Origin of the sequence: Shewanella xiamenensis (genome assembly GCF_024971755.1) — a bacterium.
GTDB classification, from domain to species: Bacteria; Pseudomonadota; Gammaproteobacteria; order Enterobacterales; family Shewanellaceae; genus Shewanella; species Shewanella xiamenensis.
This window is the reverse complement of sequence record NZ_CP079718.1, coordinates 2855147-2878948: the sequence shown is the minus strand read 5'-3', so window position 1 is coordinate 2878948 and position 23802 is coordinate 2855147. Positions and strand designations below refer to the sequence as shown.

24 protein-coding genes are annotated in these 23802 nt (G+C 44.4%); 15 read left to right on the top strand and 9 right to left on the bottom strand.

Annotation, left to right across the window (positions count from 1 at the left end):
* The first annotated feature begins 291 nt into the window (after positions 1-291).
* From tsaB to rnd, 7 genes are all read left to right on the top strand, one after another.
* On the top strand, positions 292-1002 hold the full coding sequence (gene tsaB, locus KXJ80_RS13915; protein WP_218738672.1) for a tRNA (adenosine(37)-N6)-threonylcarbamoyltransferase complex dimerization subunit type 1 TsaB: 711 nt from the start codon (positions 292-294) through the stop codon (positions 1000-1002).
* Between the two features lie 143 nt (positions 1003-1145).
* Positions 1146-1454 (top strand): hypothetical protein, encoded by a 309-nt coding sequence (locus tag KXJ80_RS13910; protein ID WP_037419187.1) that lies wholly within the window; start codon positions 1146-1148, stop codon positions 1452-1454.
* Positions 1447-2154 (top strand): M50 family metallopeptidase, encoded by a 708-nt coding sequence (locus KXJ80_RS13905; RefSeq protein WP_037419184.1) that lies wholly within the window; start codon positions 1447-1449, stop codon positions 2152-2154. Before KXJ80_RS13910 ends, KXJ80_RS13905 begins: the two co-directional genes overlap by 8 nt.
* Positions 2155-2284: 130 nt before the next feature.
* Positions 2285-3097: a class I SAM-dependent methyltransferase gene (locus KXJ80_RS13900; RefSeq protein WP_037419181.1), complete on the top strand. Its 813-nt coding sequence runs from the start codon at positions 2285-2287 to the stop codon at positions 3095-3097.
* Between the two features lie 21 nt (positions 3098-3118).
* Positions 3119-3985: an alpha/beta hydrolase gene (locus tag KXJ80_RS13895; protein WP_047533688.1), complete on the top strand. Its 867-nt coding sequence runs from the start codon at positions 3119-3121 to the stop codon at positions 3983-3985.
* Positions 3986-4197: 212 nt separating this feature from the next.
* Positions 4198-5871: a long-chain-fatty-acid--CoA ligase FadD gene (fadD, locus tag KXJ80_RS13890; RefSeq protein ID WP_037430423.1), complete on the top strand. Its 1674-nt coding sequence runs from the start codon at positions 4198-4200 to the stop codon at positions 5869-5871.
* 70 nt (positions 5872-5941) lie between these two features.
* Positions 5942-7051 (top strand): ribonuclease D, encoded by a 1110-nt coding sequence (rnd, locus tag KXJ80_RS13885; RefSeq protein WP_203433772.1) that lies wholly within the window; start codon positions 5942-5944, stop codon positions 7049-7051.
* 179 nt (positions 7052-7230) lie between these two features.
* Here rnd and minE read toward each other — a convergent pair whose 3' ends face one another.
* From minE to minC, 3 genes are read right to left on the bottom strand one after another with little or no spacing between them, the layout of a single operon-like run.
* Entirely contained in the window at positions 7231-7488 is a 258-nt protein-coding gene (gene minE / locus KXJ80_RS13880) for a cell division topological specificity factor MinE (protein WP_007648439.1), read from the bottom strand.
* Positions 7489-7490: 2 nt separating this feature from the next.
* Positions 7491-8300, bottom strand: coding sequence for a septum site-determining protein MinD (gene minD, locus KXJ80_RS13875; protein ID WP_037419172.1), 810 nt, complete (start codon positions 8298-8300; stop codon positions 7491-7493).
* A gap of 27 nt (positions 8301-8327) precedes the next feature.
* Positions 8328-8993, bottom strand: a complete 666-nt coding sequence (minC, locus tag KXJ80_RS13870) for a septum site-determining protein MinC (RefSeq protein WP_037419169.1) — start codon at positions 8991-8993, stop codon at positions 8328-8330.
* A 122-nt stretch (positions 8994-9115) separates the two neighbouring features.
* Between minC and KXJ80_RS13865 the strand changes: the two genes are divergently transcribed.
* Entirely contained in the window at positions 9116-9394 is a 279-nt protein-coding gene (locus KXJ80_RS13865; RefSeq protein WP_218738896.1) for a YcgL domain-containing protein, read from the top strand.
* Between the two features lie 710 nt (positions 9395-10104).
* Complete coding sequence (locus KXJ80_RS13860; protein WP_218738895.1) at positions 10105-10545, top strand: YcgN family cysteine cluster protein; 441 nt, start codon at positions 10105-10107, stop codon at positions 10543-10545.
* A gap of 190 nt (positions 10546-10735) precedes the next feature.
* Here the strand turns inward: KXJ80_RS13860 and KXJ80_RS13855 are convergent, their stop codons facing one another.
* Together KXJ80_RS13855 and KXJ80_RS13850 are read right to left on the bottom strand one after the other, a co-directional pair.
* Entirely contained in the window at positions 10736-11230 is a 495-nt protein-coding gene (locus KXJ80_RS13855; RefSeq protein ID WP_037419214.1) for a peptidylprolyl isomerase, read from the bottom strand.
* 22 nt (positions 11231-11252) lie between these two features.
* Positions 11253-12668 carry a DEAD/DEAH box helicase gene (locus KXJ80_RS13850; protein WP_069454866.1) on the bottom strand — a complete coding sequence of 472 codons (1416 nt, stop codon included), beginning with the start codon at positions 12666-12668 and terminating at the stop codon, positions 11253-11255.
* A 353-nt stretch (positions 12669-13021) separates the two neighbouring features.
* Between KXJ80_RS13850 and KXJ80_RS13845 the strand changes: the two genes are divergently transcribed.
* The gene (locus tag KXJ80_RS13845) at positions 13022-14800 is read left to right on the top strand and encodes a DUF885 domain-containing protein (RefSeq protein ID WP_218738671.1); all 1779 of its coding nucleotides are present in this window, start codon (positions 13022-13024) and stop codon (positions 14798-14800) included.
* Between the two features lie 166 nt (positions 14801-14966).
* Here KXJ80_RS13845 and KXJ80_RS13840 read toward each other — a convergent pair whose 3' ends face one another.
* Positions 14967-15287: a hypothetical protein gene (locus KXJ80_RS13840; RefSeq protein ID WP_037419155.1), complete on the bottom strand. Its 321-nt coding sequence runs from the start codon at positions 15285-15287 to the stop codon at positions 14967-14969.
* Positions 15288-15505: 218 nt separating this feature from the next.
* Between KXJ80_RS13840 and KXJ80_RS13835 the strand changes: the two genes are divergently transcribed.
* Both KXJ80_RS13835 and KXJ80_RS13830 read left to right on the top strand, forming a co-directional pair.
* Positions 15506-16000 (top strand): putative 4-hydroxy-4-methyl-2-oxoglutarate aldolase, encoded by a 495-nt coding sequence (locus KXJ80_RS13835; protein WP_218738670.1) that lies wholly within the window; start codon positions 15506-15508, stop codon positions 15998-16000.
* 38 nt (positions 16001-16038) lie between these two features.
* Positions 16039-17859, top strand: a complete 1821-nt coding sequence (locus tag KXJ80_RS13830) for an AsmA family protein (protein ID WP_218738669.1) — start codon at positions 16039-16041, stop codon at positions 17857-17859.
* A 220-nt stretch (positions 17860-18079) separates the two neighbouring features.
* Here the strand turns inward: KXJ80_RS13830 and KXJ80_RS13825 are convergent, their stop codons facing one another.
* On the bottom strand, positions 18080-19627 hold the full coding sequence (locus KXJ80_RS13825) for a LysM peptidoglycan-binding domain-containing protein (RefSeq protein WP_037419149.1): 1548 nt from the start codon (positions 19625-19627) through the stop codon (positions 18080-18082).
* 251 nt (positions 19628-19878) lie between these two features.
* A complete protein-coding gene (gene gloB, locus KXJ80_RS13820) occupies positions 19879-20682 on the bottom strand; it encodes a hydroxyacylglutathione hydrolase (RefSeq protein WP_218738668.1) in 804 nt (267 codons plus the stop codon).
* A gap of 160 nt (positions 20683-20842) precedes the next feature.
* On the opposite strand from gloB, the gene KXJ80_RS13815 reads away from it, so the two are divergent.
* Together KXJ80_RS13815 and KXJ80_RS13810 are read left to right on the top strand one after the other, a co-directional pair.
* Positions 20843-21577 carry a methyltransferase domain-containing protein gene (locus KXJ80_RS13815; protein WP_037419144.1) on the top strand — a complete coding sequence of 245 codons (735 nt, stop codon included), beginning with the start codon at positions 20843-20845 and terminating at the stop codon, positions 21575-21577.
* Between the two features lie 23 nt (positions 21578-21600).
* Complete coding sequence (locus KXJ80_RS13810; protein ID WP_055647910.1) at positions 21601-22500, top strand: LysR substrate-binding domain-containing protein; 900 nt, start codon at positions 21601-21603, stop codon at positions 22498-22500.
* Positions 22501-22523: 23 nt separating this feature from the next.
* Here the strand turns inward: KXJ80_RS13810 and rnhA are convergent, their stop codons facing one another.
* A complete protein-coding gene (gene rnhA, locus KXJ80_RS13805) occupies positions 22524-23000 on the bottom strand; it encodes a ribonuclease HI (protein WP_037419137.1) in 477 nt (158 codons plus the stop codon).
* A gap of 70 nt (positions 23001-23070) precedes the next feature.
* Here rnhA and dnaQ point away from each other — a divergent pair, with 70 nt between their 5' ends.
* On the top strand, positions 23071-23799 hold the full coding sequence (gene dnaQ, locus KXJ80_RS13800; protein WP_218738667.1) for a DNA polymerase III subunit epsilon: 729 nt from the start codon (positions 23071-23073) through the stop codon (positions 23797-23799).
* The last annotated feature ends 3 nt before the right edge of the window (positions 23800-23802 follow it).

The window sequence follows — 23802 nt, the reverse complement described above, 5'->3', positions numbered from 1 at the left end:
TGTTGCTTTGGTGAACTTGATTTAGTGAGACAAAAGCTTCAGCACTGTTTGCTCAGACCTAAAATAGGGCAAAAGTTTCCCTGTATTTGGACCAAGGCCGAAGAGGTTGTTGAGTTAGTGATGGCGATCACAAACCCAGCGCTAAGCCAATCGATCCATTAGCCGCCTTTTTAAAGCCTTTGCTTTCGATTATTTGATGTTATCATTTGCGCCAATTTACACTTGGTATAGTGCAGGGCTTTAATAAGTCGCTATTCTTCTGCCCAACTATACCCACAGCGCGGTTTTTATATGACAACACCCCAAGACTCTGTTTGTATTCTCGCCCTCGACACTTGTACCGAAGCTTGTTCGGCTGCCCTATGTTATCAAGGACAGGTTTTTGCTGAGTTAGCCGATGCGCCTCGGGAGCATAGTCAGCGTTTATTGCCTATGGTGGAAGCAGTATTAAAACAAGCCAATGTCGGCTTAGATAAACTGGATGCGATTGCCTACGGCCGTGGGCCAGGCAGTTTTACGGGGATCCGTATTTGTACCAGCATGACCCAAGGTTTAGCCCTAGGGTTAGACTTACCCGTTATCGGCATTTCCACCTTAGCGGCCATGGCACAAATGGCGATTGCTGAGCACGCTGCCGAGCAAGTGCTCTGTTGTATCGATGCGCGCATGGGAGAAGTGTACTGGGGTCAATTTGTTGCCGTCGATGGCATTGCTACATTAGTCGGTAAAGAGGTGGTGAGCGCGCCTGAACAGGTTGAGCTGGCATTCGATCTTAATAAAGCCATTGTCGGCTGTGGCACTGGATTTGATGCCTATCCCGAGTTATTAGCTCTAGGCAGCGGCATTACCTCCTTAGCGGCGGTGAAGTATCCCGATGCCCGAGCCATGTTAGCGCTGGCTGAAGTGGGTATCAAAGCGGGATTAACCACCAGTGTCGATGAACTCGAACCTGTATATCTTCGTGATACTGTGACATGGAAAAAGTTACCGGGACGTGAATAAACTGTTCATTATTCCCCGTGATACGTTAGAATCTAAAGTGTCTGCATTGGCTAACGATGTAGACATCAAATCTTAGTTAGGCGTTTGTCACAACAGCCTAACAATACTAACTAGGGCAAATAGGATATAAACTGGGCATTTCGATGCAGGTAAATTCGCTTCAAACGAGTTTGACACAAGCGGTTGCGAGTAATCGCCCCGCGATCATACAGGGAATGTCGCCCACGGAAGCGCCGCGCCCTGTGATTGAGCTCGATGCGGTTTCTGCTTTAGCCCTTGATGATACCGATGAAGGATCATCACAAAACCTACAATCCAGACTCGGTGCCCAACTCGAATACGAGCAAAGTACCCGAGGACATCAAGGGGCTATCGCCCAATACCTACAAACGCAACATGCCGCCAAACGTGAAGAGATTCAGCAGATGGTGGGTGTGGATATTTATGCCTGATAGTGCGTCCGTGTCTTCTCAATCTCGTTTTACACCTCGTTTAACTGGCGGCCTTCCGAGCCGTGGTTTGTTTATCATCGAGCTGATGCTGGCCCTCATTTTGACGCGCATTCCTTACCTGAGTGTGCCTTTTAAGTGGTTAGAGAGCTATTTCCACGAGTTGTCCCATGGGATAGCGACAGTGCTCAGTGGCGGCATAGTGAGTCATATTCAACTCTTTCCCAATGGTGCGGGTTTTTGCTTTAGCCAAGGTGGCTCGCCACTGGTGATTGGATTTGCGGGCTACTTTGGCGCAGCCTGTTGGGGATACCTTATTTATCTGTTGGCGACTTGGCCTAAGGGTATTCGCCTAAGCTTTGCGTTTTTAGGCGGTTTAGTGGTGCTAAGTGGCCTGCTGTGGGGGCGAGATTTGCTCACCTTAGCCATTTTAGCGGTACTGACGATAGTGTTGTTACTGCCGTTAAAACTCAGCAAAAATAAAATCCTCACGCAATTTTTACGCATTATTGGTTTGATGATCATGCTCAATGCGCTGGCAAGCCCAACGGTATTGCTCGGACTTGAAGGGCAGGGCGATGCGGTGCTGCTGGCTGATCGTTCATGGATACCAGCGTGGATTTGGGTCGCCATTTGGCTGTTTTGCAGTATCTGCGCCTTGTATATGGCTTGGCGGCGGGTGGATTCCGCCATCTCTCGTTAATACATCGCACATTAACGCTCCTATGGCATCACAAATATTTACAGCCTAAATGGTCAACTTATGCGGCTAATTCTTGGATTTTTTTATATAGACTGCTAGCTTAAGTCTTCGGTATCCAAGGAGAATTATTATGAAAAAAGTCACACTCATCGCCAGTATGCTGATTGCTGGTCTCTGTTCAGGTATGGCCAATGCAGATGAAGCATTAAATAAAGCCATTAAAAGTGATTTTCGCCAAGCCAAAAACGCTAGCCGCGATATTTATCGTCACCCCGCAGAAACCCTTACATTTTTTGGTATAACCCCAACACAAACCGTGATTGAACTTTGGCCAGGTAATGGCTGGTACACTGAAATCCTTGCCCCTTATCTTGCGCCTAAGGGACAATATATTGCCGCCAGTTTCGAAACTACCCCTAGCACGGACACCCCTGGTAATCGCTATCGCGCCAATGCGGGCGTGAAATTCGATACTTGGATGACGGCCAATAAAGCCTTATTTGGTAATGCGAAAATGGTGGTTCTTGACCCTCCAGCCAAAATGAATTTAGGTGCCGATGGCAGTGCTGACTTGGTATTAACTTTCCGTAACTTACATAATTGGGCTTCAAGCGACCAGCTCGAAAACGTGTTTGCCGCTTCTTACAAAGTGCTTAAAGATGGCGGTGTATTTGGCGTCGTCGAACATAGAGCCAATAAAGGCATGAATATGAGCACGGGCTATATGGATCAAGACGAGATGATCGCGCTGGCCAAAAAGGTCGGTTTTACCTTAGCCGAAAGCTCCGAAATCAACGCCAATCCAAAAGACACTAAGGACTATGCCAAGGGAGTATGGACGTTGCCACCTTCGTTTGCATTAGGTGATACAGATAAAGAAAAATACCAAGCAATTGGTGAGAGTGATCGCATGACGCTCAAATTTGTCAAAAAATCCCGCTAATCACCTGACATTAGAGGCAATATGTGGCAATCTTTCGCCCCCAAAAATCAAGTCGAGTTTGTGTTACCCCATATCAAGCTGAGTGGTCGATTATGGGGAGCGAAAGATAAGCCATTATTGCTCGCGTTGCATGGCTGGTTAGACAATGCCAACAGTTTTGAGCCTCTCGCTGAGTATTTGTCAGATTACCAAATTCTTGCCATAGATTGGCCCGGTCATGGTTTTTCGGCGCATCGGCCGGGACATTACCCATTACACTGGATTGACTATTTATACGATCTCGATGCGTTACTGGCGATTTTGCCACAAAAGCCACTGGCTGTTATTGGGCATTCATTAGGGGGGATTATCGCCTCTGCGTATACGGCAGCATTTCCAGAAAAGGTTAATAAGCTGATTTTAATTGAGGCCTTAAGTCCCTTATATGAGTCAGCAACCCAAGCCAAATCGCGGCTGAGGAAAAGCTTTTACCAACATGAGAAATTTTTAGCGCAAAAACATAAAAGGATGAGAGTCTACGATAGTCTGGAAACGGCAGTTAAGGCTAGAGTGCATTTAACCGGATTGGCCGAACCGTGGTGTCGACTATTACTTGACCGCAATATGCAAGCCACTTCTGATGGAGTTGTTTGGCGAAGTGATCCAAGACTAAGGCTCGACTCGCCAATGCGACTGACCTTTGAGCAGGTTGATGCTTTAATGCAAAATATTTCGGTGGTTACCTTACTCATCTGCGGCAAACAAGGTTTTAGCCAATTACATACGGCGCTACCTAAAGCAAGGAAATGGTTCAGCAATTTGTCTGAACATATGCTTGAGGGGGACCATCATGTGCATATGGATAATGCGCAAGCGGTTAGTCAGTTAATCCAACGTTTTGTCGAATAATGGCTTTTACTAACATAAAAAAGACACTAGGTTTTTTGTTTCTTTTATGTGATGATGATCAAAATTAAAACGCCCGTATGATTTATCCGGGTAAATCAATAACAATAAAATGTAAGTCGGTATTTTAACTCGGTATTTTAACTCGGTATTTGTCGAGTATTGGCGGTAGTAAGGGTACCGTATCCGCAGTTGTGGGGATTTAGGAGAAAGTAGTGGATCAGCCTTGGATTAAACATTTACCAAAAGATGTGCCTGCTGAGATTAATGTGGATCAGTATTCATCGCTTATCGATATGTTCGAGACCGCGGTGGCTAAGTATGCGGATCAACCTGCATTTATCAACATGGGGGCCACGCTAACTTACCGTAAACTTGAAGAAAGTAGCCGTGCTTTTGCTGCTTATTTACAAAATGAATTGAAGCTACAAAAGGGCGATCGTGTCGCACTGATGATGCCCAATCTGTTGCAATATCCTATTGCGTTATTTGGGGTATTACGTGCTGGTATGGTGGTGGTTAACGTTAACCCACTTTATACCCCGCGAGAGCTCAAACATCAGTTGATTGACTCGGGCGCCAAAGCCATTGTTGTGGTGTCTAACTTCGCCCGCACCTTAGAAGAAGTGGTCGATCAAACGCCCGTGAAAAGTGTCATTATCACTAGTTTAGGTGATCAACTAAGTGCGCCAAAACGCACCTTAGTTAACTTTGTTGTTAAATATATTAAAAAACTGGTGCCGAAATACGATCTACCCCATGCCCTTTCGATGCGCGAAACCTTGTCAAGAGGTCGTAGAATGCAGTATGTCAAACCCGTAATCACTGGGGGTGACCTTGCCTTTTTGCAATATACTGGTGGTACGACTGGGGTTTCAAAGGGCGCCATGTTAACCCACAGTAATGTGGTGGCAAACGTGTTGCAGGCTAACGGTGCTTATTCTCCGGCACTGCGGGATGGTACTGAATTTGTTGTAACTGCATTACCGCTTTACCATATTTTTGCATTAACAGTGAATTGCTTACTGTTTTTACATAAGGGCAGTCAGAATCTGTTAATCACTAACCCTCGGGATATTCCAGGGTTTGTGGCGGAACTCAAGAAATATCCTTTTACCGCCCTGACAGGTGTTAACACCCTGTTTAATGCCTTAGTGAATAGTAGTGATTTTGCTGAGCTGGATTTTTCTCGCCTCAAATTATCCATTGGTGGCGGTATGGCCGTGCAAAAAGCCGTAGCCGATAAATGGCAGAGCATCACTAAAACCCGTTTACTTGAAGGTTATGGGTTAACTGAAGCCTCGCCCCTGTTAACGTGCTGTCCCTATAACTTAGACGGTTATAACGGTTCTATCGGTTTCCCTGCGCCATCTACACTCATTCAAGTGCGTGATGATGCGGGTAATGTGTTGCCTCAAGGCGAGACAGGTGAGCTATTTGGCAAAGGCCCACAGATCATGAAAGGCTATTGGCAGCGTCCAGAAGAGACGGCCAAAGTGATTGATAAAGACGGCTGGCTCGCCACGGGCGATATCGGTTATATGGATGAACAGGGTTTCTTCTATATTGTTGATCGTAAGAAAGACATGATTTTAGTTTCTGGCTTTAACGTCTTCCCCAATGAAGTGGAAGAGGTTGTTGCTTTACATCCTAAGGTGATAGAAGTCGCGGCAGTAGGGGTTCCTAATGATGCGAGTGGCGAGTTAGTGAAGGTGTTTGTGGTGGCGAAAGATAAATCTTTAACCGCTGAAGACATCATTAAGCATTGCCGAGTGCATTTAACGGGATATAAAGTGCCGAAGCTGGTAGAATTTAGGGACGAGTTACCTAAAACCAATGTGGGTAAGATCTTGCGACGAGAACTGAGAGACGAAGTCAAGCGCGCGTAAGATTGAAGCCGGCAATAAGCCGGCTTTTGTTTTTATGGATGTGATTATCCCACAGGAACTGGAGAAGAATTTGTCAGTGTTTCACTATGTGAGCGACGAAGCGAGCCTCAATGCCCTCGTCGCTCAATATCAACAGAGCGCAGTACTGGTATTAGATACCGAGTTTGTGCGCACACGTACGTATTACGCTAAGCTTGGCCTGATCCAGGCCTATGATGGTAACACCTTAGCTTTGATTGACCCTGTGGCTTTGCCCAATCTCGGTGCATTTTGGGCTTTGTTAGATAATCCAAACATTATCAAGCTAGTACATTCCTGCAGTGAGGATTTAGAAGTCTTCGCCCATTATGGCCAGCGCCAACCTACGCCCTTATTTGATAGCCAAATTGCGGCTTCACTATGCGGTATGGGCCATGGCTTAGGTTATGCCAAGTTAGTCGAAACCTGCTTAGGTGAAGTGATTGATAAGGGCGAGTCACGCACCGACTGGATACGTCGTCCCTTAACCGAGGCGCAACTTAGCTACGCCGCCAATGATGTGTTGTATCTTTATCAACTTTATCCGCAACTCGCCGACAAGCTTAAAGCGCAAGGCCGTTTAGATTGGCTTTATGAAGAAGGTGAGCGGATGACTGAAGGGCGTTTAGCTCCTCCCGATGTCGAGACTGCATACCTTAAAGTAAAAAACGCATTTCAATTAACAGAGCCTCAATTGGCTTACCTTAAAGTGCTGGCTAAATGGCGTTTAGAAAAAGCTTTGGCACGGGATTTAGCCTTAGGCTTTGTGATTAAAGATCATGGCTTGATTGCGCTAGCGAAAAAACAGCCTAAAAGCATAAGTGATTTGTTTAAATTGAACGATTTAACTGAGCAGGAAAAACGCATCCACGGTAAAGATATTTTACGGGTAATGCAGACTGCTGACTTAAACAATCCGCCGGAGCTAGTTGATGTTTTAGCGCTTAAACCGGGTTATAAGTCCGCCTTTAAGACCATTAAAACCTGTTTAACCGAACTCTGTGAACAACATGCCATTCCGGTGGAAATGCTAGGCTCTAAACGTCATATTCATGAGTATTTACAATGGCGTTGGGATAAACAGCAGGGCGAATTGCCGACGGTGTTAAATGGCTGGCGCGCAGACATTGCGGCCGAATCGTTGGCAAAGCTTGAAGTTTAAGTTTTACTGATTAGGCGCCAATATTTTGCTTTTAACATTTCGGTTTTGACCTAAGATTTGATGCCTAAATTCGCATTTAAGGTGTTAGGCCTTGATTTTACCCCAGTTAAAGGATGGGAGTAGGAGAAAGGCGCAGCAGAACGCGTCATCCCCATTTGAGGATGACGCCAACGCTCGACTTATCTGTCTGGCAACGTCACGTTAAGTTCGAGTACCGACAAGTTATCGTCATTCTGATCTAATTGCACTGAAACTTGATCATCCGAAATCTGCACATACTTGCGGATCACGGCGATGATTTCTTGCTTCATCTGCGGGAAATAGTCAGGTGTATCGCGTTGTCCACGCTGATGGGCCACAATAATTTGTAGTCGCTCTTTTGCCATTACCGCGGTGCTAGGCTTTTTCTTGCTTTTGAAATAGTCGAGTAAAGACATAATTAGCTACCAAATATCCGTTGTAAGAAACCTTTTTTCTCTTCCGTAATAAAGCGTACTGGGACATCTTCACCCAATAAACGCGCGACAGTGTCACTATAAGCGGCGCCTGCATCACTTTCTTGATCGATAATCACAGGTACTCCGGAGTTTGATGCCTTGAGTACGGATTGTGATTCAGGGATAACGCCAAGCAAATCAATGGCAAGGATTTCTTTTACATCGTCAACACTTAACATTTCGCCCGATTTTACCCGACTTGGAGAATAACGAGTCAACAGTAAGTACTCTTTTATCGGCTCTAAACTGAGTTCTGCGCGGCGTGACTTGCTTTGCAGCATTCCTAGAATACGGTCAGAGTCGCGAACCGAGCTTACTTCAGGGTTGGTCGTCACAATGGCGATATCGGCAAAATACAATGCCATCATCGCGCCTTGCTCAATACCTGCAGGGGAATCACAGATAATAAATTCAAATTCTTTGGCTAAATCGTCAAGCACACGGCCTACGCCTTCTTTTGTTAGGGCGTCTTTATCACGAGTTTGCGAGGCTGGCAGTACAAACAGTTTTTCACAGCGTTTATCTTTGATAAGTGCCTGATTTAAATTCGCTTCACCGTTGATAACATTGACAAAGTCATAGACGACGCGGCGCTCGCAGCCCATGATTAGATCCAAGTTACGCAAGCCTATATCGAAATCGATAACAACAGTTTTATGCCCTTGTAGTGCAAGTCCAGTTGCAATCGCCGCACTGGATGTGGTTTTACCAACACCACCTTTACCTGAAGTGACAACAATAATTTGTGCCATGTTTCTCTCTATCCTTTTTTGTGCCATTTAGAGGGGCAATGATTCAACGATAAGCGACTCGCCATTTAAGCGAATGCAGCCGCCTTTATCTGAGCTATGTTGTTGTAGATTTTCAGCGAGCCAATATTGCCCTGCTATTGAAACTAATTCTGCCTCGAGGGAATGAGCAATGATTACCGCGCTGCTGTCGCCAGCTGCGCCCGCCATGGCCTTTCCTCGTAACGCACCATAAATATGAATGCTACCATCGGCGATGACTTCAGCGCCATTACCTACCGCACCAAATATGATTAAATCGCCATTTTTTGCATAGACCTGCTGACCTGAGCGGATATTTTGCTTCAAAATCTTAGTTTGACGCGGTGCTGGTGGGGGGGCGACGCTTTGTTTACCCGCTTTGACTATGGCAAGTCCGAGTGTTTTAGCTTGGTTGCTCAGGACGTTAGTTGCACCAGTAATTCCTACAATAACTAACTGGCGGGAAAGTAATAACTCTTTTAAGCCCTGTAAATTAAAATCGTTATCTTGAATGGCGCTGAGATTGACGACTAAAGGGGCACCCAGAAAAAATTGGGGAGCTTGTGCCAATTTGCTATCTAATTCAGCCATGACAGCATTTAAATCGCTGTTATTAATATGAAGCACTGAAAGAGTAAAAGAAGCGCCTTTTAACTCTAAGCTAGGTTTTGACATCCCGGCACTATTCTCCAGAAATCATCAGTCGGTTCGCTGATTTGCAATTAAATTACTAGGCGACCATGTTATAGTGTGCCCCATTGACTGGCAAGTTTGAACTATTGGATATTTATACTCTTATGCTATGTGCGGTTTATAAAAGTAGTCGAAAGGCTGACACTTACTTATTTGTAAACAAAAGGGACTGTTTCGACGACGTCCCTCAGGCGTTGTTAGATATGTTTGGTGTGCCTCAGTTAGTGATGGTATTCCCGATTGCTAAGCGTGAATCACTCGGTATCGCCGATATTCATAAGGTCAGAGCAGCACTCAAGGAAAAGGGGTTTTATTTACAAATTCCGCCACCGCAGGTTAATTTATTAGCCGAGTACAGAGAAAGCCTTGGGATTCAAGACTAGTCTGTAACTGTGCACAGGGTAAATGCCAAAGACAGTCTTTAAATCTGTTGCAGCATATACAAAGCTCTTCTTGCCCTTAATTCGTAAGGGCAAATCTCCTTCTTTAATGCTCGCCTCTTAAATTTAAGCAACCGCAGACATTAGGACGTGTTGACGTTTCGAGATTAGATTTTGTTTGTTCTGGCAAGCTCGTGCTCGCGAAACGAAGAATGATGTGTAGTTATTCTACTCAAATGACGAGCGGCTCTTATGACAGAAAGTAAGAGCAAGGGCTTGCCAGACGAACCCTTCGGGCAGCATTTGGCTGACGTTTCTGCTGCGTTATCGTCCGTTTATGTAGAACAACTACACTGCACGGACGTTGCCTTGCATAAACGCCAGCCAAATTGCTGCAAAAATAACCCTTAAACGTCAACACGCCCTAGTAAGTGGCAACCATTGGGGTAAGGCATCTCGATAATAGTGATTTGCCCAATCACAAAAATATTCATGCCTTCGTCTCACATGCCTTATGGCACTGTGCCATCAAGGTCACTCGTCTATAACAATTACCGTGTCTTAATGCGCTGGCAAGCGGTGAATTATTTAGGTGAGTGCGATTATTTAGGCATCTTTGTGGTGCATGTATCGGAGAGAATTAAGCATCCCCACTAAATTGGTGTAAAATGGCCCGCATTGAGCGGATTTTTTATATGAAGATAAGCGTAAACATGGCATTTTGGCAGAATAAAGCGTTAACCGAGCTGACGTCGCAGGAGTGGGAGTCCCTCTGCGATGGTTGTGGTAAGTGTTGTTTAAACAAATTGATTGATGATGAAACTGAAGAGCTGTATTACACCAATGCGGCTTGTCTATTACTCGATCACCAAAGTGCCAGCTGCAAACATTACAGTGACCGTTTTAGCCATGTTCCCCAATGTACTGTGATTACTGCGCAAAATGTCCATGAACTCACCTGGCTACCCGATAGCTGCGCCTATCGCCGTTTGGCATCTGGCAGAGACTTACCAAGCTGGCATCCATTACTTATTGGGTCGAAGGAAGCCATGCACCTTGCGGGCATGTCGATTCAAGGCAAAGTGGTAGATGAGCGCAGGATTAAGGATATTGAAGATCATATCGTGCTGTGGCCGCTTAAAGATCTGGATTAATACCATTCAAGCAGTTTTTGTCTGTAATGTCAGATAGTAATGAACAAAAAGGAGCAACTAACCATTTCGGTTGATTGCTCCTTTTTTCTATCTCGAGTTTAAAACCAAAGCGTTATTTATCAAGGATATGGTGGCGTTATTGCTGGACCATTGCTCAGTCACGCAAAACAATTTTATCGATCAGATAAAGTCATTCAATAATCGTCACTTTTTCGATAATGATGGGTTCACGGGGCACGTCTTCATGGCCCGCTACTCGTGTGGTTTTAACGCCTTCAATTTGCAGTACAACCTCGAGTCCCGCTGTGACTTTACCAAATACCGCATAACCCCAGCCATTATTGGTGGGTGCCGTATGGTCTAGAAACTCATTATTGGCAGTATTGATAAAAAACTGCGCGGTTGCCGAGTGTGGCGCATCGGTACGGGCCATGGCGATAGTACCAAATACATTCGATAGGCCTTTATTGGCTTCGTTGACAATTGGTTCGTGGGTGGGCTTTTCTTTCATTTTGGCGGTAAAGCCACCGCCTTGGATCATAAAGCCTTTGATCACACGATGGAAAATCGTGTGATCATAAAAACCTTCTTTACAGTAACGAATAAAGTTTTTGGCGGTAACGGGGGCGCGCTCTACATCAAGTTCGAGGGTTATATCGCCAAAATTTGTCGTGAAAATAATCATATGCTGCGCTTCTGTTAGTGAGTTATTTGGTGTGAGATCCACTAAGCCAAGGATTAAATGATGGAGATGTTTCACCTTGTGTTTGTTGTTTCTCGGTGCTTTCGCTCACATCGGGTTGTGTTAACCTTGTCGCTTGCTTAGGTTGCGGCTTGGATTTAGCACTACGGTGCTTTTTCGCCTGAGTCGCCTCAAAGGTGCCGGGTTTTCCACTGGAATAGGGCAAGGCTTGAGCTTTTTTATTGGGTTTATGCGCTGATGTAGAAGCCGATTTAGGCACAAAATCGAGAATTGAAATAGGCACCGCTTTTTTAGGCTCAAACCCCTCGATGTGTTTGCGCTCGATAATATGGCCTAAGCGACGCTCTATAGCGCACAGGTTTCTAAAATCATCCATAGAGACAAAGGAAATCGCTTCACCTTGATTACCCGCGCGGCCGGTGCGGCCAATGCGATGGATATAATCATCGGCTTCATCGGGTAAATCGTAGTTAATCACTCGCTCGAGCGCATCGATATCGATACCGCGTGACGCAACACCGGTCGCGACTAAAAAGGAGACTTTACCCGCTTTAAAATCGATAAGCAGTTGCTCGCGCACCGCTTGGCTGCGACCACTGTGAAAAGCCTCCGCGGTAATGCCACGCTTTTCTAACTGGCTAACCAATTTGGCGGCGCCGTGTTTGGTTTGGATAAAAATTAATGCCTGTGCCCAGTTATTCTCTTTAATTAAATGGCTCAATAGTGCGGATTTTCGATCTTTATCAACGGTCGTTAACCACTGCTCAATTTGCGTTGAAGCGGCATTTTTACGACTGATTTCAATCTCAATGGCATCCGGAATAGCAGTTTTAGCCAGTGCTTTGACCTGTTTTGATAAGGTTGCCGAAAATAGCAGGTTTTGCCGCTGCTCAGGCAGCTTTTCAATAATGCTATTAATATCTTCGATAAAGCCCATATCGAGCATACGATCGGCTTCATCCAGCACTAATACTGAGACTTCATCAAAGCGAATGGCTCTTTGAGTATACATATCCAGCAAACGCCCAGGCGTTGCAACGAGCAGATCAACCCCTTCAATCAGACGTTTTTTTTGCGGCGCAGCATCAACACCGCCGTACATGGCCATGGCCGTTAATGGCAGGTATTTGGCATATTGATTGATGTTTTGTTCAACCTGCAGTGCCAGTTCCCGTGTGGGGGTAAGAATGATGGTACGTACCCGTTTAGGCCGAATTTTGGGAGCGTCAGCAAATCGATGCAGCAACGGTAATACAAAACTAGCCGTTTTACCTGTACCGGTTTGGGCTGCGGCTAGCACATTTTTCCCCGCAAGAATGCTGGGAATGGCCTGAGCTTGTATTGGCGTTGGGCTTTGGTAACCCAGTTCAGTCACGGCTTTGATAAGCGCACTGTGTAATCCAAGTTGGGTGAATGGCATTGAGGATCTCAACTAAATGATTTATTGGCAAACTGTTAGCGTGGCGCAAACAGCGAAGCAGGTCGCTATTATAGCAGTAGCATTATTGAAATAGGGGATTATCTCAACTTTGCGGTTAGTTCGAGGGGTTAATAAATGGGCTTACAAATTTGTAACTGGGCATGTATTAGATATTAACATTGCTGCAATTAGGCGGCTGATATGATTAACTAAAGTAATGTTAAATACGCCTGACGAGCGCGCTTTCAGGCGTTTATCGCCAAATTCAATACGCCTAGCATTCGTTTTACCAGCTTGCTTAGGGTAAGCATTACAACAACGCGTTGGTATAAATATAAAAAGGACAATAAAGAATGAGAAAAACCACCCTATCCCTTGCGATATTGTTATCGTTCACCGGCCTTGTAGGCTGCCAATCCCAATCAGACCAAACCTCGCCAAGTAAAGTGGTTAGTGGTGAAGTTAGCACGGTTTCTTTTGCGCAGTTTAGTAATGCTTTTATCGATGATTTGTGGCAATTATCACCAACATGGGCGCTATATAGCGGCAAGCATGTTAATGATGGCTATTTAGAAATCCCCAATGAAGCTAGCCGTGTTAAGACACTTGCCTTTGTAAAAAACCAGCAGGCAAAGCTGAAACAGTTTGAACTTAAGTCTCTGAGCTCTAACGAAACCATCGATTATCATTTGATTGATAACCTGTTAAATAGCATGGCGTGGGATATCACTGACTTTAAATCTTGGCAATGGGATCCCTCTAGCTATAACGTGGCGGGCGGTTTTGCACAAATCATCAATGAAAACTTTGCGCCGCTGGATGACAGATTACGCTCGGTATTGGCCAGGATGGAAAATATCCCAGCTTATTACGCCGCAGCAAGAAGTAATATATCGAAACCAACCCTAGAGCATACGGAACTTGCTGTAATGCAAAACCAAGGTGCGTTTTCGGTATTCTCCGATGATTTATTAAAACAAGTGGCGGATTCCGGTCTGTCGGATGCGGAAAAATCGCTGTTTAAATCCCGCTTCGATACGGCAACGAAAGCAATTAATGAACATATTCGTTGGTTAAATGCACAGGTTGACCTGCTGAAAAAAGAAGGCGCCCGTAGCTTTAGGATCGGTGAAGAATTATACGAGCAAAAATTTGCCTTTGATATCCAAGCGGGCATGACGGCTAAACAGCTCTATCAAAAAGCCATGGCAGATAAAGATAGGGTCCAAGGTGAAATGGCCAAGATCACCGATAAACTTTGGCCTAAATATTTTACAACGCCAAAACCAAGTGATAATAAAATCGCCATCCGCCAATTAATTGATAAATTGTCGACTGAGCACGTCACACGTGACGACTTTGTTAGCGAAGTCCGTAAACAAATTCCTGAGTTGATTGAGTTTGTAAATCAAAAAAAATTAGTGACTTTAGACCCTAAAAAACCATTAGTGGTTCGTGAAACTCCGGAGTATATGCGTGGTTATGCTGGAGCGTCGATTAGTGCCCCTGGCCCCTATGATAAATTAGGTAATACCTATTATAACGTCACGCCACTCGATGGTATGAATGATGAATCCGCTGAAAGCTATTTACGCGAATATAACCATTGGATATTACAGATTTTAAATATCCATGAGGCGATTCCAGGGCATTACACTCAATTAGTGTATTCCAATGAGTCACCAAGCTTAGTGAAAAGCTTATTTGGTAATGGCGCAATGGTCGAAGGTTGGGCCGTTTATACCGAACGCATGATGCTTGAAGAAGGTTATGGCAATTTCGAGCCTGAAATGTGGTTGATGTATTACAAGTGGAATCTACGTGTTATCTGTAACACTATCTTGGATTACAGCATTCATGTTAAAGGCATGACTGAAGATCAAGCCATCAGCCTGATGATGGATGAAGCCTTCCAGCAGCGAGCTGAGGCGGAAGGCAAGTGGCGTCGTGCCACCCTAAGCCAAGTACAGTTGACCAGTTACTACTCGGGTTACCGTGAAATTTACGATTTCCGCGAAGAATATAAGCAGCTCAAAGGTAAGGATTTTGATCTCAAAGCATTCCATGAGAAGTTTTTAAGCTATGGCAGTGCGCCAGTGAAATATATTCGTCAGTTAATGCTAGAAAAATAAGCCAATAATTGAAAGGGTGCCATCAATGGCGCCTTTTCACTGGCTGTTTTGATATAAATTGCGTGGATGAATACGTCTGAATTGATATAATGATTAATTTAGGCCATACAGCAGATTCTGTATGGCCTTGTTATAATTGTTTCTTTCTGGAAGGCTGTTTTCGGTATTATTTTTTGTTGGGTAACTCAGCCATAATAGCTAATACATCTTCGTATGAAATGTTAAACTCTCGAGAAAGGTTAATAATTTTAGTCTTATAGGTTTGAATATTTTCTTGCTGTGCAAGTTGGTGTTTCTTTTCTTCAACTAGTTCGTTAACAGTTTCTTGCAATATTAATAAGCGACGCAAACTGTAATCAAGGGATTTGATGTATTTCCCCATTTGTTGTTTATTACGGGCTTGCTCAAGATCCGTTGAGACTTTTTTCTCATATCCATATTCATCGAGTGCAGCGATAGCGCTTTGCAAATCTAGATCAGTTGTCATTTGGTGTTCACTTTATTACGAGACGTTGAGAAGCGAAAGAATGAATGCCTTAACCCTAGAGGGTATCACAAGCGTTTTACTATCGCAGATTATAATGTTTATGCCAATGCTGACCAAGTATTAAAGTGCTAAAACCAATAAAAAGCTGGTTTTCTCATACTACTTGTCGGCGTCTACAATAATGAGTAGTCTAAACTTTTCGCCAAGTGGAGATTGAAATGCTTGATCTATTACCCGATTTGTTTGATCACTATCCATCCAAACTCACTTTGTTGCCGCTAGCGTTTCGTGCTTATGGTGGTAAGAAGTTGTTTTGGGGTGAAGTTGTGACGGTCAAATGTTTTGAAGATAACTCCAAAGTGAAAGAAGTTTTAGCACAGCCAGGTCAAGGGAAAGTGCTTGTTGTTGATGGTGGAGGCTCATCCCGTCGTGCACTACTGGGGGATTTAATCGCCCAAAGCGCCATAGATAATGGTTGGCAAGGTGTGATTATCAATGGTTATGTTCGGGATGTTGCTAGACTGAATACTTTTAATTTAGGGGTTTATGCCTTAGGCGCGATGCCCATCAAGACTGATAAGAAAGATCAAGGACAAGTCAATGTGCCTATCGAGTTTGGCAGTGTTACAGTCAAACCCGGTATGATGGTTTATGTTGATGAGAATGGCATTGCCATCAGTGAGGAGTGTTTAAATTTCGCATTTTTAAGTTAAGTTTTTAAATTCAAGATGTTATTGATAAGGATGTTTTCATGAAATTCATTAAGTGGTTTTTAGCACTGCTGCTAACCTTAGTCGTTACTGTCACCTTATATCTCACCGTTTTTTTTGACCCTAATGATTTTAAGCCAGAAGTTGTCAACGCTGTTAAAAAACAAACTGGGCGCGAGTTAGTGATAACCGATGACTTGTCATGGACATTTTTTCCAACCATAGGGATTAATTTAGGCGGTGTTTCCCTATCTAACCCTGAGGGATTTACCCCAAAATCGATGCTTGAAGTTAATAAAGCCGTAGCTGAGGTTGAGCTTATACCGCTGTTTAGCAAGCAAATTGAAATCGCTCAGCTCACTCTTGATGGCGCAAAAATCAATTTGGTCACCCGTAAAAATGGTGGCTCAAGCCTAGATGGCTTAACGGGCAAGAGCACTGAGCTATCTGCTACCCCATCGGAATCAAGTGCTAAAGCACAATTAGCCAGTATCGATGTAGGTGGCATTTCTATTACGAATACGCAAATCAATTTAATTGATGAAGCTAAAGGGCAAACCCAAACTTTAACCTTAAAACAGTTCACTTTGGGGGCATTTTCACTCGATAAATTTGCGCCGATGGCCTACGAGTTTGCCGCGACCTTGCCGGATATGACAGTGAGCAGCAAAGGCGAAGGGCAAATCAAGTTAAGTCATGATTTTAATCAGCTGGTGATTGAGAAGCTGGATATTGAGACTCAAGTTGAAGGCGAGGGGATCCCTAATAAAAAATTGACCGCTGAGGTTAGTCTAAACAGCCAAATTGCATTAGATAAAAAGCAGTTATCGGCGGACATCAGTAAATTAACGGCAATGGATATCAATGCAGTGGGTAAGTTGACCGTCAATTACGGGAGCAAAGTGCCGAAAATTAGTGCGGATTTCCAACTTGGGGATATTGACCTCGATGCTTTACTACCAAAATCTGACACTTCAGAAAAACAAACCGCAGCTGCGTCTTCACAGACTCAGGCCGTTGAACCCGATTTAACGGCGCTTAATGGTTTGGATGCGAAGCTAATATTGGCGGTTAAATCGATCAAAGTCGCGAATTTGTCTACGCAAAATTGGTTAATGGATTTAGGCATTAAAAATGGTGAGGTTGATCTTAAGCAGCTAAGTGCAGATCTCTACCAAGGTAAGTTAATGCTCAATGCCCAGGTTGATGCGCGATCAAAAGTGGCAAGTTACCAATTTGATAAGCAAATCTCGGGTGTACAAATTCAACCATTACTTAAGGATGCGGCCAAGCTTGATATTCTGGCGGGAACGGCAAATTTTAATGTAAAAGGCAAAGGTAAGAGTTTGATTCCTGAACAATTAAAGAAAAACCTCCTCGCGAATGGTCGTTTTGATATCACCGATGGTGCCCTTTACGGTGTCAATATCCCGCAGATGATCCGTAGTGCTCAGGCTAAATTAAAGGGGGATTTGTCTGCGGACACGAAAGAGGAGCGTAAAACCGACTTCTCGAGCCTAACCGGTAACTTCTCCCTTGAACATGGTGTAGCGACAAACCCTGACCTCGCTATGTCTTCACCTTTGCTTAGGCTTGCGGGTAAGGGCAGCGCGGATCTCTTGACGCAAACTCTGGATTATCGGTTAACGACCAGTTTAGTCAATTCCCTTAAAGGTCAAGGTGGCAGTGAGAAAGATGCGCTGGCAGGAATTGATATCCCTCTCGCTATTACCGGTACTTTCCAAAAACCGGAATATGCCTTAGATACTCAAGCGTTATTAAATAATCAGTTGAAGGAAGAGACTGATAAAGCGAAAGAAAAATTAAAGAATTCGCTACTTAAAAAGTTGGGCGGTTTGTAGGTATGCAGGATTTGCGTGCTCTGTCATCTCCTACGTCAACAGTCGATGTGTGAGCGTAACTGGCAACGTTCTGCTCGAAAGATAACGGCGTATTGAGCCAATAAAAAAGCAGTAACCCAGAGGTTACTGCTTTTTTTATGTTGATCTTTATTTTAGATGCAAGACGATTTTATTAACAAATTAAACATAAGGTATTTAGAGTGATTCAGACTTAAATGCTTTATGTATTTAAATTGCTTTCATCTACAACCAGTTTCAATACTTGACCGGGTTGAATATATTGTGAGGCGGTTAAGCCGTTCCATTCACGAAGTTCAGGAACAGTCACTTTAAACTTGTTTGCAATTCGCGCGAGTGAATCACCAGCCTTAACTTTGTAGCTGACGGTTCGGATCTGCTCGTTATCGTGTTTTTCTTGTGGTGCAACAATCGTCAATTGCTGACCACTTTGTAATTTGCTGTCTTTGCTTAAATGGTTCCAAGTCATTAACTGTTTGACGCTAACATTATGTGCTTGGGCAATTTGCCACAAACTATCACCGGATTTTACTTTATAGGTCAACTTGTTACCCGAGGCGGCAACAGCGGCTTTTTTAGGTAATTTCTGACTGGTTGATAGGGCATACAGTTGTTTGTCATCAGCAGAGACAGGGATAATTAGCGGTCTTCCAGCAATGATATTGTTGTTTTTCATACCATTAGCAGCACGGATCGCATTGATGCTTGTATGATGTTTTTCTGCAATAGATCCTAAACTATCTCCAGGCTTAATCGTATATCTAAGCCAACTTACACGGGCCTCACTTTCTGTTTCTGCAAGTGCTTTTTTGAACTCTTCAGATTTATCAATGGGTAATACTAAAGTGTGTGGGCCCATTGGTGAGGTTGCCCAGCGATTGTAACCTGGATTGAGCTTTAACAGCTCATTGGTGGTCATATTGGCGAGACCTGCTGCCATGGCTAAGTCAATTTGACTGTCTATATCAACCACTTCGATTGAGGGGCTGTTATCAATGGGTGCCAGAGTAATGCCATATTCATCGGCATGTTTAATCACTTCGGCGAGCGCCAATAACTGTGGCACATAACGTTTGGTTTCTTTTGGGAGATCGAGCGACCAAAAATCGGTTTTAAGACCTTTATCTTCGTTGCGTTTAATCGCATTGAGTACGCGTGACTCTCCTGAGTTGTAGGCCGCAATTGCATAAAGCCAATTATTATTGGTTTTATCGTACAAATATTCGAGCATATCTAGGGCTGCTGTCGTGGATGCAGGCACATCGCGACGGCCGTCATACCACCAGTTCATCTCTAACCCAAAGTGGCTCGCCATCGGGGTGGTAAATTGCCAAAGCCCTGAGGCAGCACTGGCCGAAGAAGCACTAGGATCGAAAGCGCTTTCAATAATCGGAAGCAGGGCTATCTCGATTGGTAGATGGCGTTTTTCAAGCTCTTCGACGATCAAATACATGTAAGGCGCTGCACGCTCAGAAATCAATTCAAGGTGTTTAGGGTTGTTAATGTACCAATCGCGATAATAGTTAACGAGTTTCTTGTCTGGAATGGGTAACTGCATTCCTTGACGAATTCGTTCCCATACATCAGTAATTTGCGCCGATTCAGGTTCGGTTGCGAGATAATACTGTGGGACGGTATTTTCGGTCGTGACGGTTTCAGCTTCAGGTTTGGGCACCTGAGGGTTGTCTAACGTCTGACAACCTGTGAGTAGGGCAAATCCCCCTACTACAACATAAAGTGATACTCTCATGGAAAACGATAGTCCTCTGTTAGTGCATTGCCACTGCACTCTTCGTACAACGTAAATTATCTAACGAATTGATTATGTGAAAAAAAGTGGCAACACAGAGCGCAAAGTATTCACGCAAAAACGAGCCATTCTATGGGATCTTTTCGAGCTTGTCCCTAAATTATCGTACATCTTGTAGGGTCACTTTTGATTTACGTCATCAAAAGTGGAAAAATCTGTATAAATTTCAGCCATAAATGGATCGTTTTTTACTAAAAAATATCTTTCCACTGCCGAAGTAGGGCAAAACAGCTTAGTTCATCAGCTTTAGTCAGATCTTGGTCACAAAACTTACTTTTTATGCTGTTGACTATGGTAGGCGCTAACGGACGAAGGAAGGGATTGATTGCCCGCTCTAACCCTATGGTGGAGGGGATAGTGGCTTTGTTTTGGGCACGCATTGTGGTGGCTTGCTCTACATACTTGTTGAGTGCAGCGTTATCTGCATCTACCTCTTGGGCGAATTTAAGATTCGCAAGAGTATATTCATGGGCGCAGTACACTCGAGTCTCATCTGGTAACGCCGCGAGCAAACTTAAAGATTGCCACATTTGTGCAGGGGTGCCCTCAAATAAACGACCGCAGCCTGCACTAAAGAGTGTATCACCACAAAATAGTGCACCATCAAGTAGATACGCTATATGACCAGCAGTATGCCCAGGTACAGACAAGATGTGTATGGGCGCATCGATAAAGGGCAAAGTAAGTGTATTGATCTGTGTAGGGTCGATTGGCTGATTGATGCCTTGAATAGCTTCACGTTGCGGACCGTAGACAGCCAGGATCTGGTCTGTTGTCTGCTTAACATGGGCGGCGAGGGCGGTTATTCCACCTGTATGATCATGATGATGATGAGTGATCAAAATACCCGCTAACGTAAGTTGATGTTTACGTAAGTAGTCGAGCACAACATGTGGATCGCCAGGATCAACCACATACACCGTTTGCTGGGAGTCTTGTCGCAACACCCAGATATAATTGTCATTAAAGGAATTAATCGCTGTTATAGTGAGCATAGCACCGCCGATAGCTGTATTTTGATTTCAAGATGAGGTTATTATCCACAGGTGGCTATCAGTTGGCGACTATTGTGATTTTTAAATCACCTAATGATGGATGTTCAATGAAGATTTTAACTCGGTAAAAGTAATAAGATAACGGAAAGGGAGGTGAGTTGTGTCGTATAACAGTTCTGTGCGTAAACCTGAGCAATGGGAAGATTTACCCAATGGCGACGCACTCCAGCAAGCTGTTACCGATAAACTCACTGATTGGTGGCCAAGGGTGTTTGGTTATCATTTGTTGAAGTTGGGCCCCTTAAGTGCACAGCTCTCCAGTATGGCATCCCCTGTTGCTCATCATTTTTCACTATGCTCAGCACCAACAGCCTCGTTAATGGGGGATTTTTGTCATTTACCGATACAAAATGGGGTGATTGATGCTGTGGTGATGAGCCTGCTACTAGAGTTTGAGGCTGATCCTTACCGTATTTTACGGGAAACCGACAGAGTGCTGATCGCCGGTGGTTATTTATTTATTGTGGGCTTTAACCCCTTAAGCTCAGTGTTTCTTGGCAAGCTGTGGCCGAAATATCAAGATGATCTACCTTGGTGCGGACGCTTTTTTATGCCATCTAGGGTGCGAGATTGGTTAGGGCTACTTGGTTATCAAGTGGTGAGTGATGAGCGTTTGGTTTACCATCCCCTGATCGGCGAATTGAATCGTGGCCGTTTTTTACAGCAAACCTTAGCTTCATGGCTTCCCAGTGCGGGGAGTTTGTATTTGATTGTGGCTCGAAAATTAGAATCACCATTAACCCCAATCCGTGACAAACGTAAAGTTCGACAACCCAATTGGGCCACTGCGCCAAGTGCCGGACGCACAGGGCATTTATCCGAACATATAAAATAACATCATCGATTAATGAGTCCGATATGCGAATTACCCTAAGGCAACTTGCAGTTTTTGAAGCCGTCGCACGCAGTGGTCAGGTGGCAAAAGCGGCTGAACAAGTTAATCTATCGCCGCCTGCGACCTCTATGGCCTTAGCCGAATTGGAAAAACAGCTCAATGCCCGGTTATTTGAAAGAATTGGCAATCGTCTGCAACTGAATTCGCAGGGTAACCTCTTGTTGCCGTTGGCCACCGATCTTTTACATCGTGTTGAACAAATTGAGCAGGCATTTACTCGTCAAGATGGTGATTTGGTTGGACACTTAAGTGTGAGTGCAAGCTCAACGATTGGTAATTATTTACTGGCGAAAGCGGCAGTCGCATTTTGCCAGCAACATATCCAAACCCATGTAGACGTGGCGATCACCAATACCCAAGAAGTGATTCAATCCGTTGCACAATTTCGTGCCGAAATGGGGTTTATTGAAGGGCATTGTACTGATAACCGTCTTCATATCGAGCCGTGGCACAAGGATCGATTATTGGTGTTTTGCCATCCCGCTCATCCATTAGCAGGGCAAACGGTTAAGCCTATGGCCGTAAAAGGCCAATCTTGGGTGCTGCGTGAAGAAGGATCGGGAACTCGGGAATATTTTGTTAATGCGGCCAATGAACTGGGTATGCAACCGGAGGCTAAGTTCTGCTTTACCACGCCAGATGCCATCAAGTTGGCGGTAAAACAAGGTGCTGGTTTGGGGGTTTTGTCAGAACTTGCGTTGGATAAAGACATTAGTCGAAAAGAATTGGCTCTAGTCACCATTGAAGGATTAGTGCTAGAGCGGCAGTTTTACCGCATCACTCATAAGAGTCGCCAAGCAACGTCGTTAGGGCTGGCCTTTGTGCAGTTTTGCAGTAATTTTTTCCATTTATCACGAGAATAATGGTGTTCTAGCAGAGATAAGTGTTAGGACTCCGCCTGATAACCTGCATCAATTTGCGTAGGATTTGCCTCTGCGGCGGCGCGAGCAAGTTGATCACAGCGTTCATTTTCCGCGTGTCCGGCATGGCCTTTTACCCAGCGCCAATCAATTTGGTGGAGTTGAGCGGCGTTATCTAAACGTTTCCAAAGATCGACATTTTTCACCGGCGTTCGATTAGATGTCATCCAGCCTTTTTTCTTCCAACCGTGGATCCAAGTGGTGATCCCTTGGCGCATATATTGGCTATCGCTGGTGAGAATGATTTTACAGGGTTCTTTTAGGGCCTCAAGCGCAACGATTGGGGCTAATAATTCCATGCGATTATTGGTTGTCAGGGCAAAACCATCGGATATCTCCTTTGTATGGCCCTTATAATTCATTACAATGCCATAGCCACCGGGGCCCGGATTGCCTAAGCAAGAACCATCGGTGAAGATGTGGATTAGTTTTAGTTCAGTCATCAAGTGGTTACCAGCGGCGTAAATATCGGCCGAGTATAACCAAAAAAAGTCATAAGAAGCGCATAAAAGTATGAATATTATCTCAAACGCAAGCCGTCAGGTTATTTTGGATACTGAAACCACTGGTATGAACCAGGGGAGTGGTGCGGTGTATATAGGTCACCGAATTATTGAGATAGGGTGTGTTGAGGTCATCAACCGCCGTTTAACGGGGCGTTATTACCATCAATATATCAATCCTGGCCAAGCGATTGATCCAGAAGCGATTGCTGTTCACGGGATCACCGATGAGCGTGTTGCAAATGAGCCAAGATTTCATCAAATAGCGCAAGAGTTTATCGATTTTATCAGTGGCGCAGAAATTGTAGCCCATAACGCAAACTTCGACGTGAGCTTTATGGACCATGAGTTTTCCTTACTACAACCGTTAGGACCAAAGACTCGCGACATTTGTGATATTTTAGACTCCCTCGATATCGCTAAGTTTTTGCATCCTGGGCAAAAAAACAACTTAGACGCTCTCTGCAAACGTTATGGCATCGACAATTCCCGCCGCCATTACCATGGCGCATTACTCGACGCCGAAATTCTTGCCGATGTGTATTTGTCGATGACGGGAGGTCAGACTAAGTTTAATCTCTCTAACGAAGAAGTTGGTCAAGAGGCGGGAGGCATTCAACGCTTTGATCCCGCATCACTTAATCTTAAAGTGATCAGCGCATCGGCCGATGAACTCGTTATACATGAACAACGCCTTGATTTAGTCGCAAAATCAGGAAAGTGCCTCTGGAGAGGATAATTT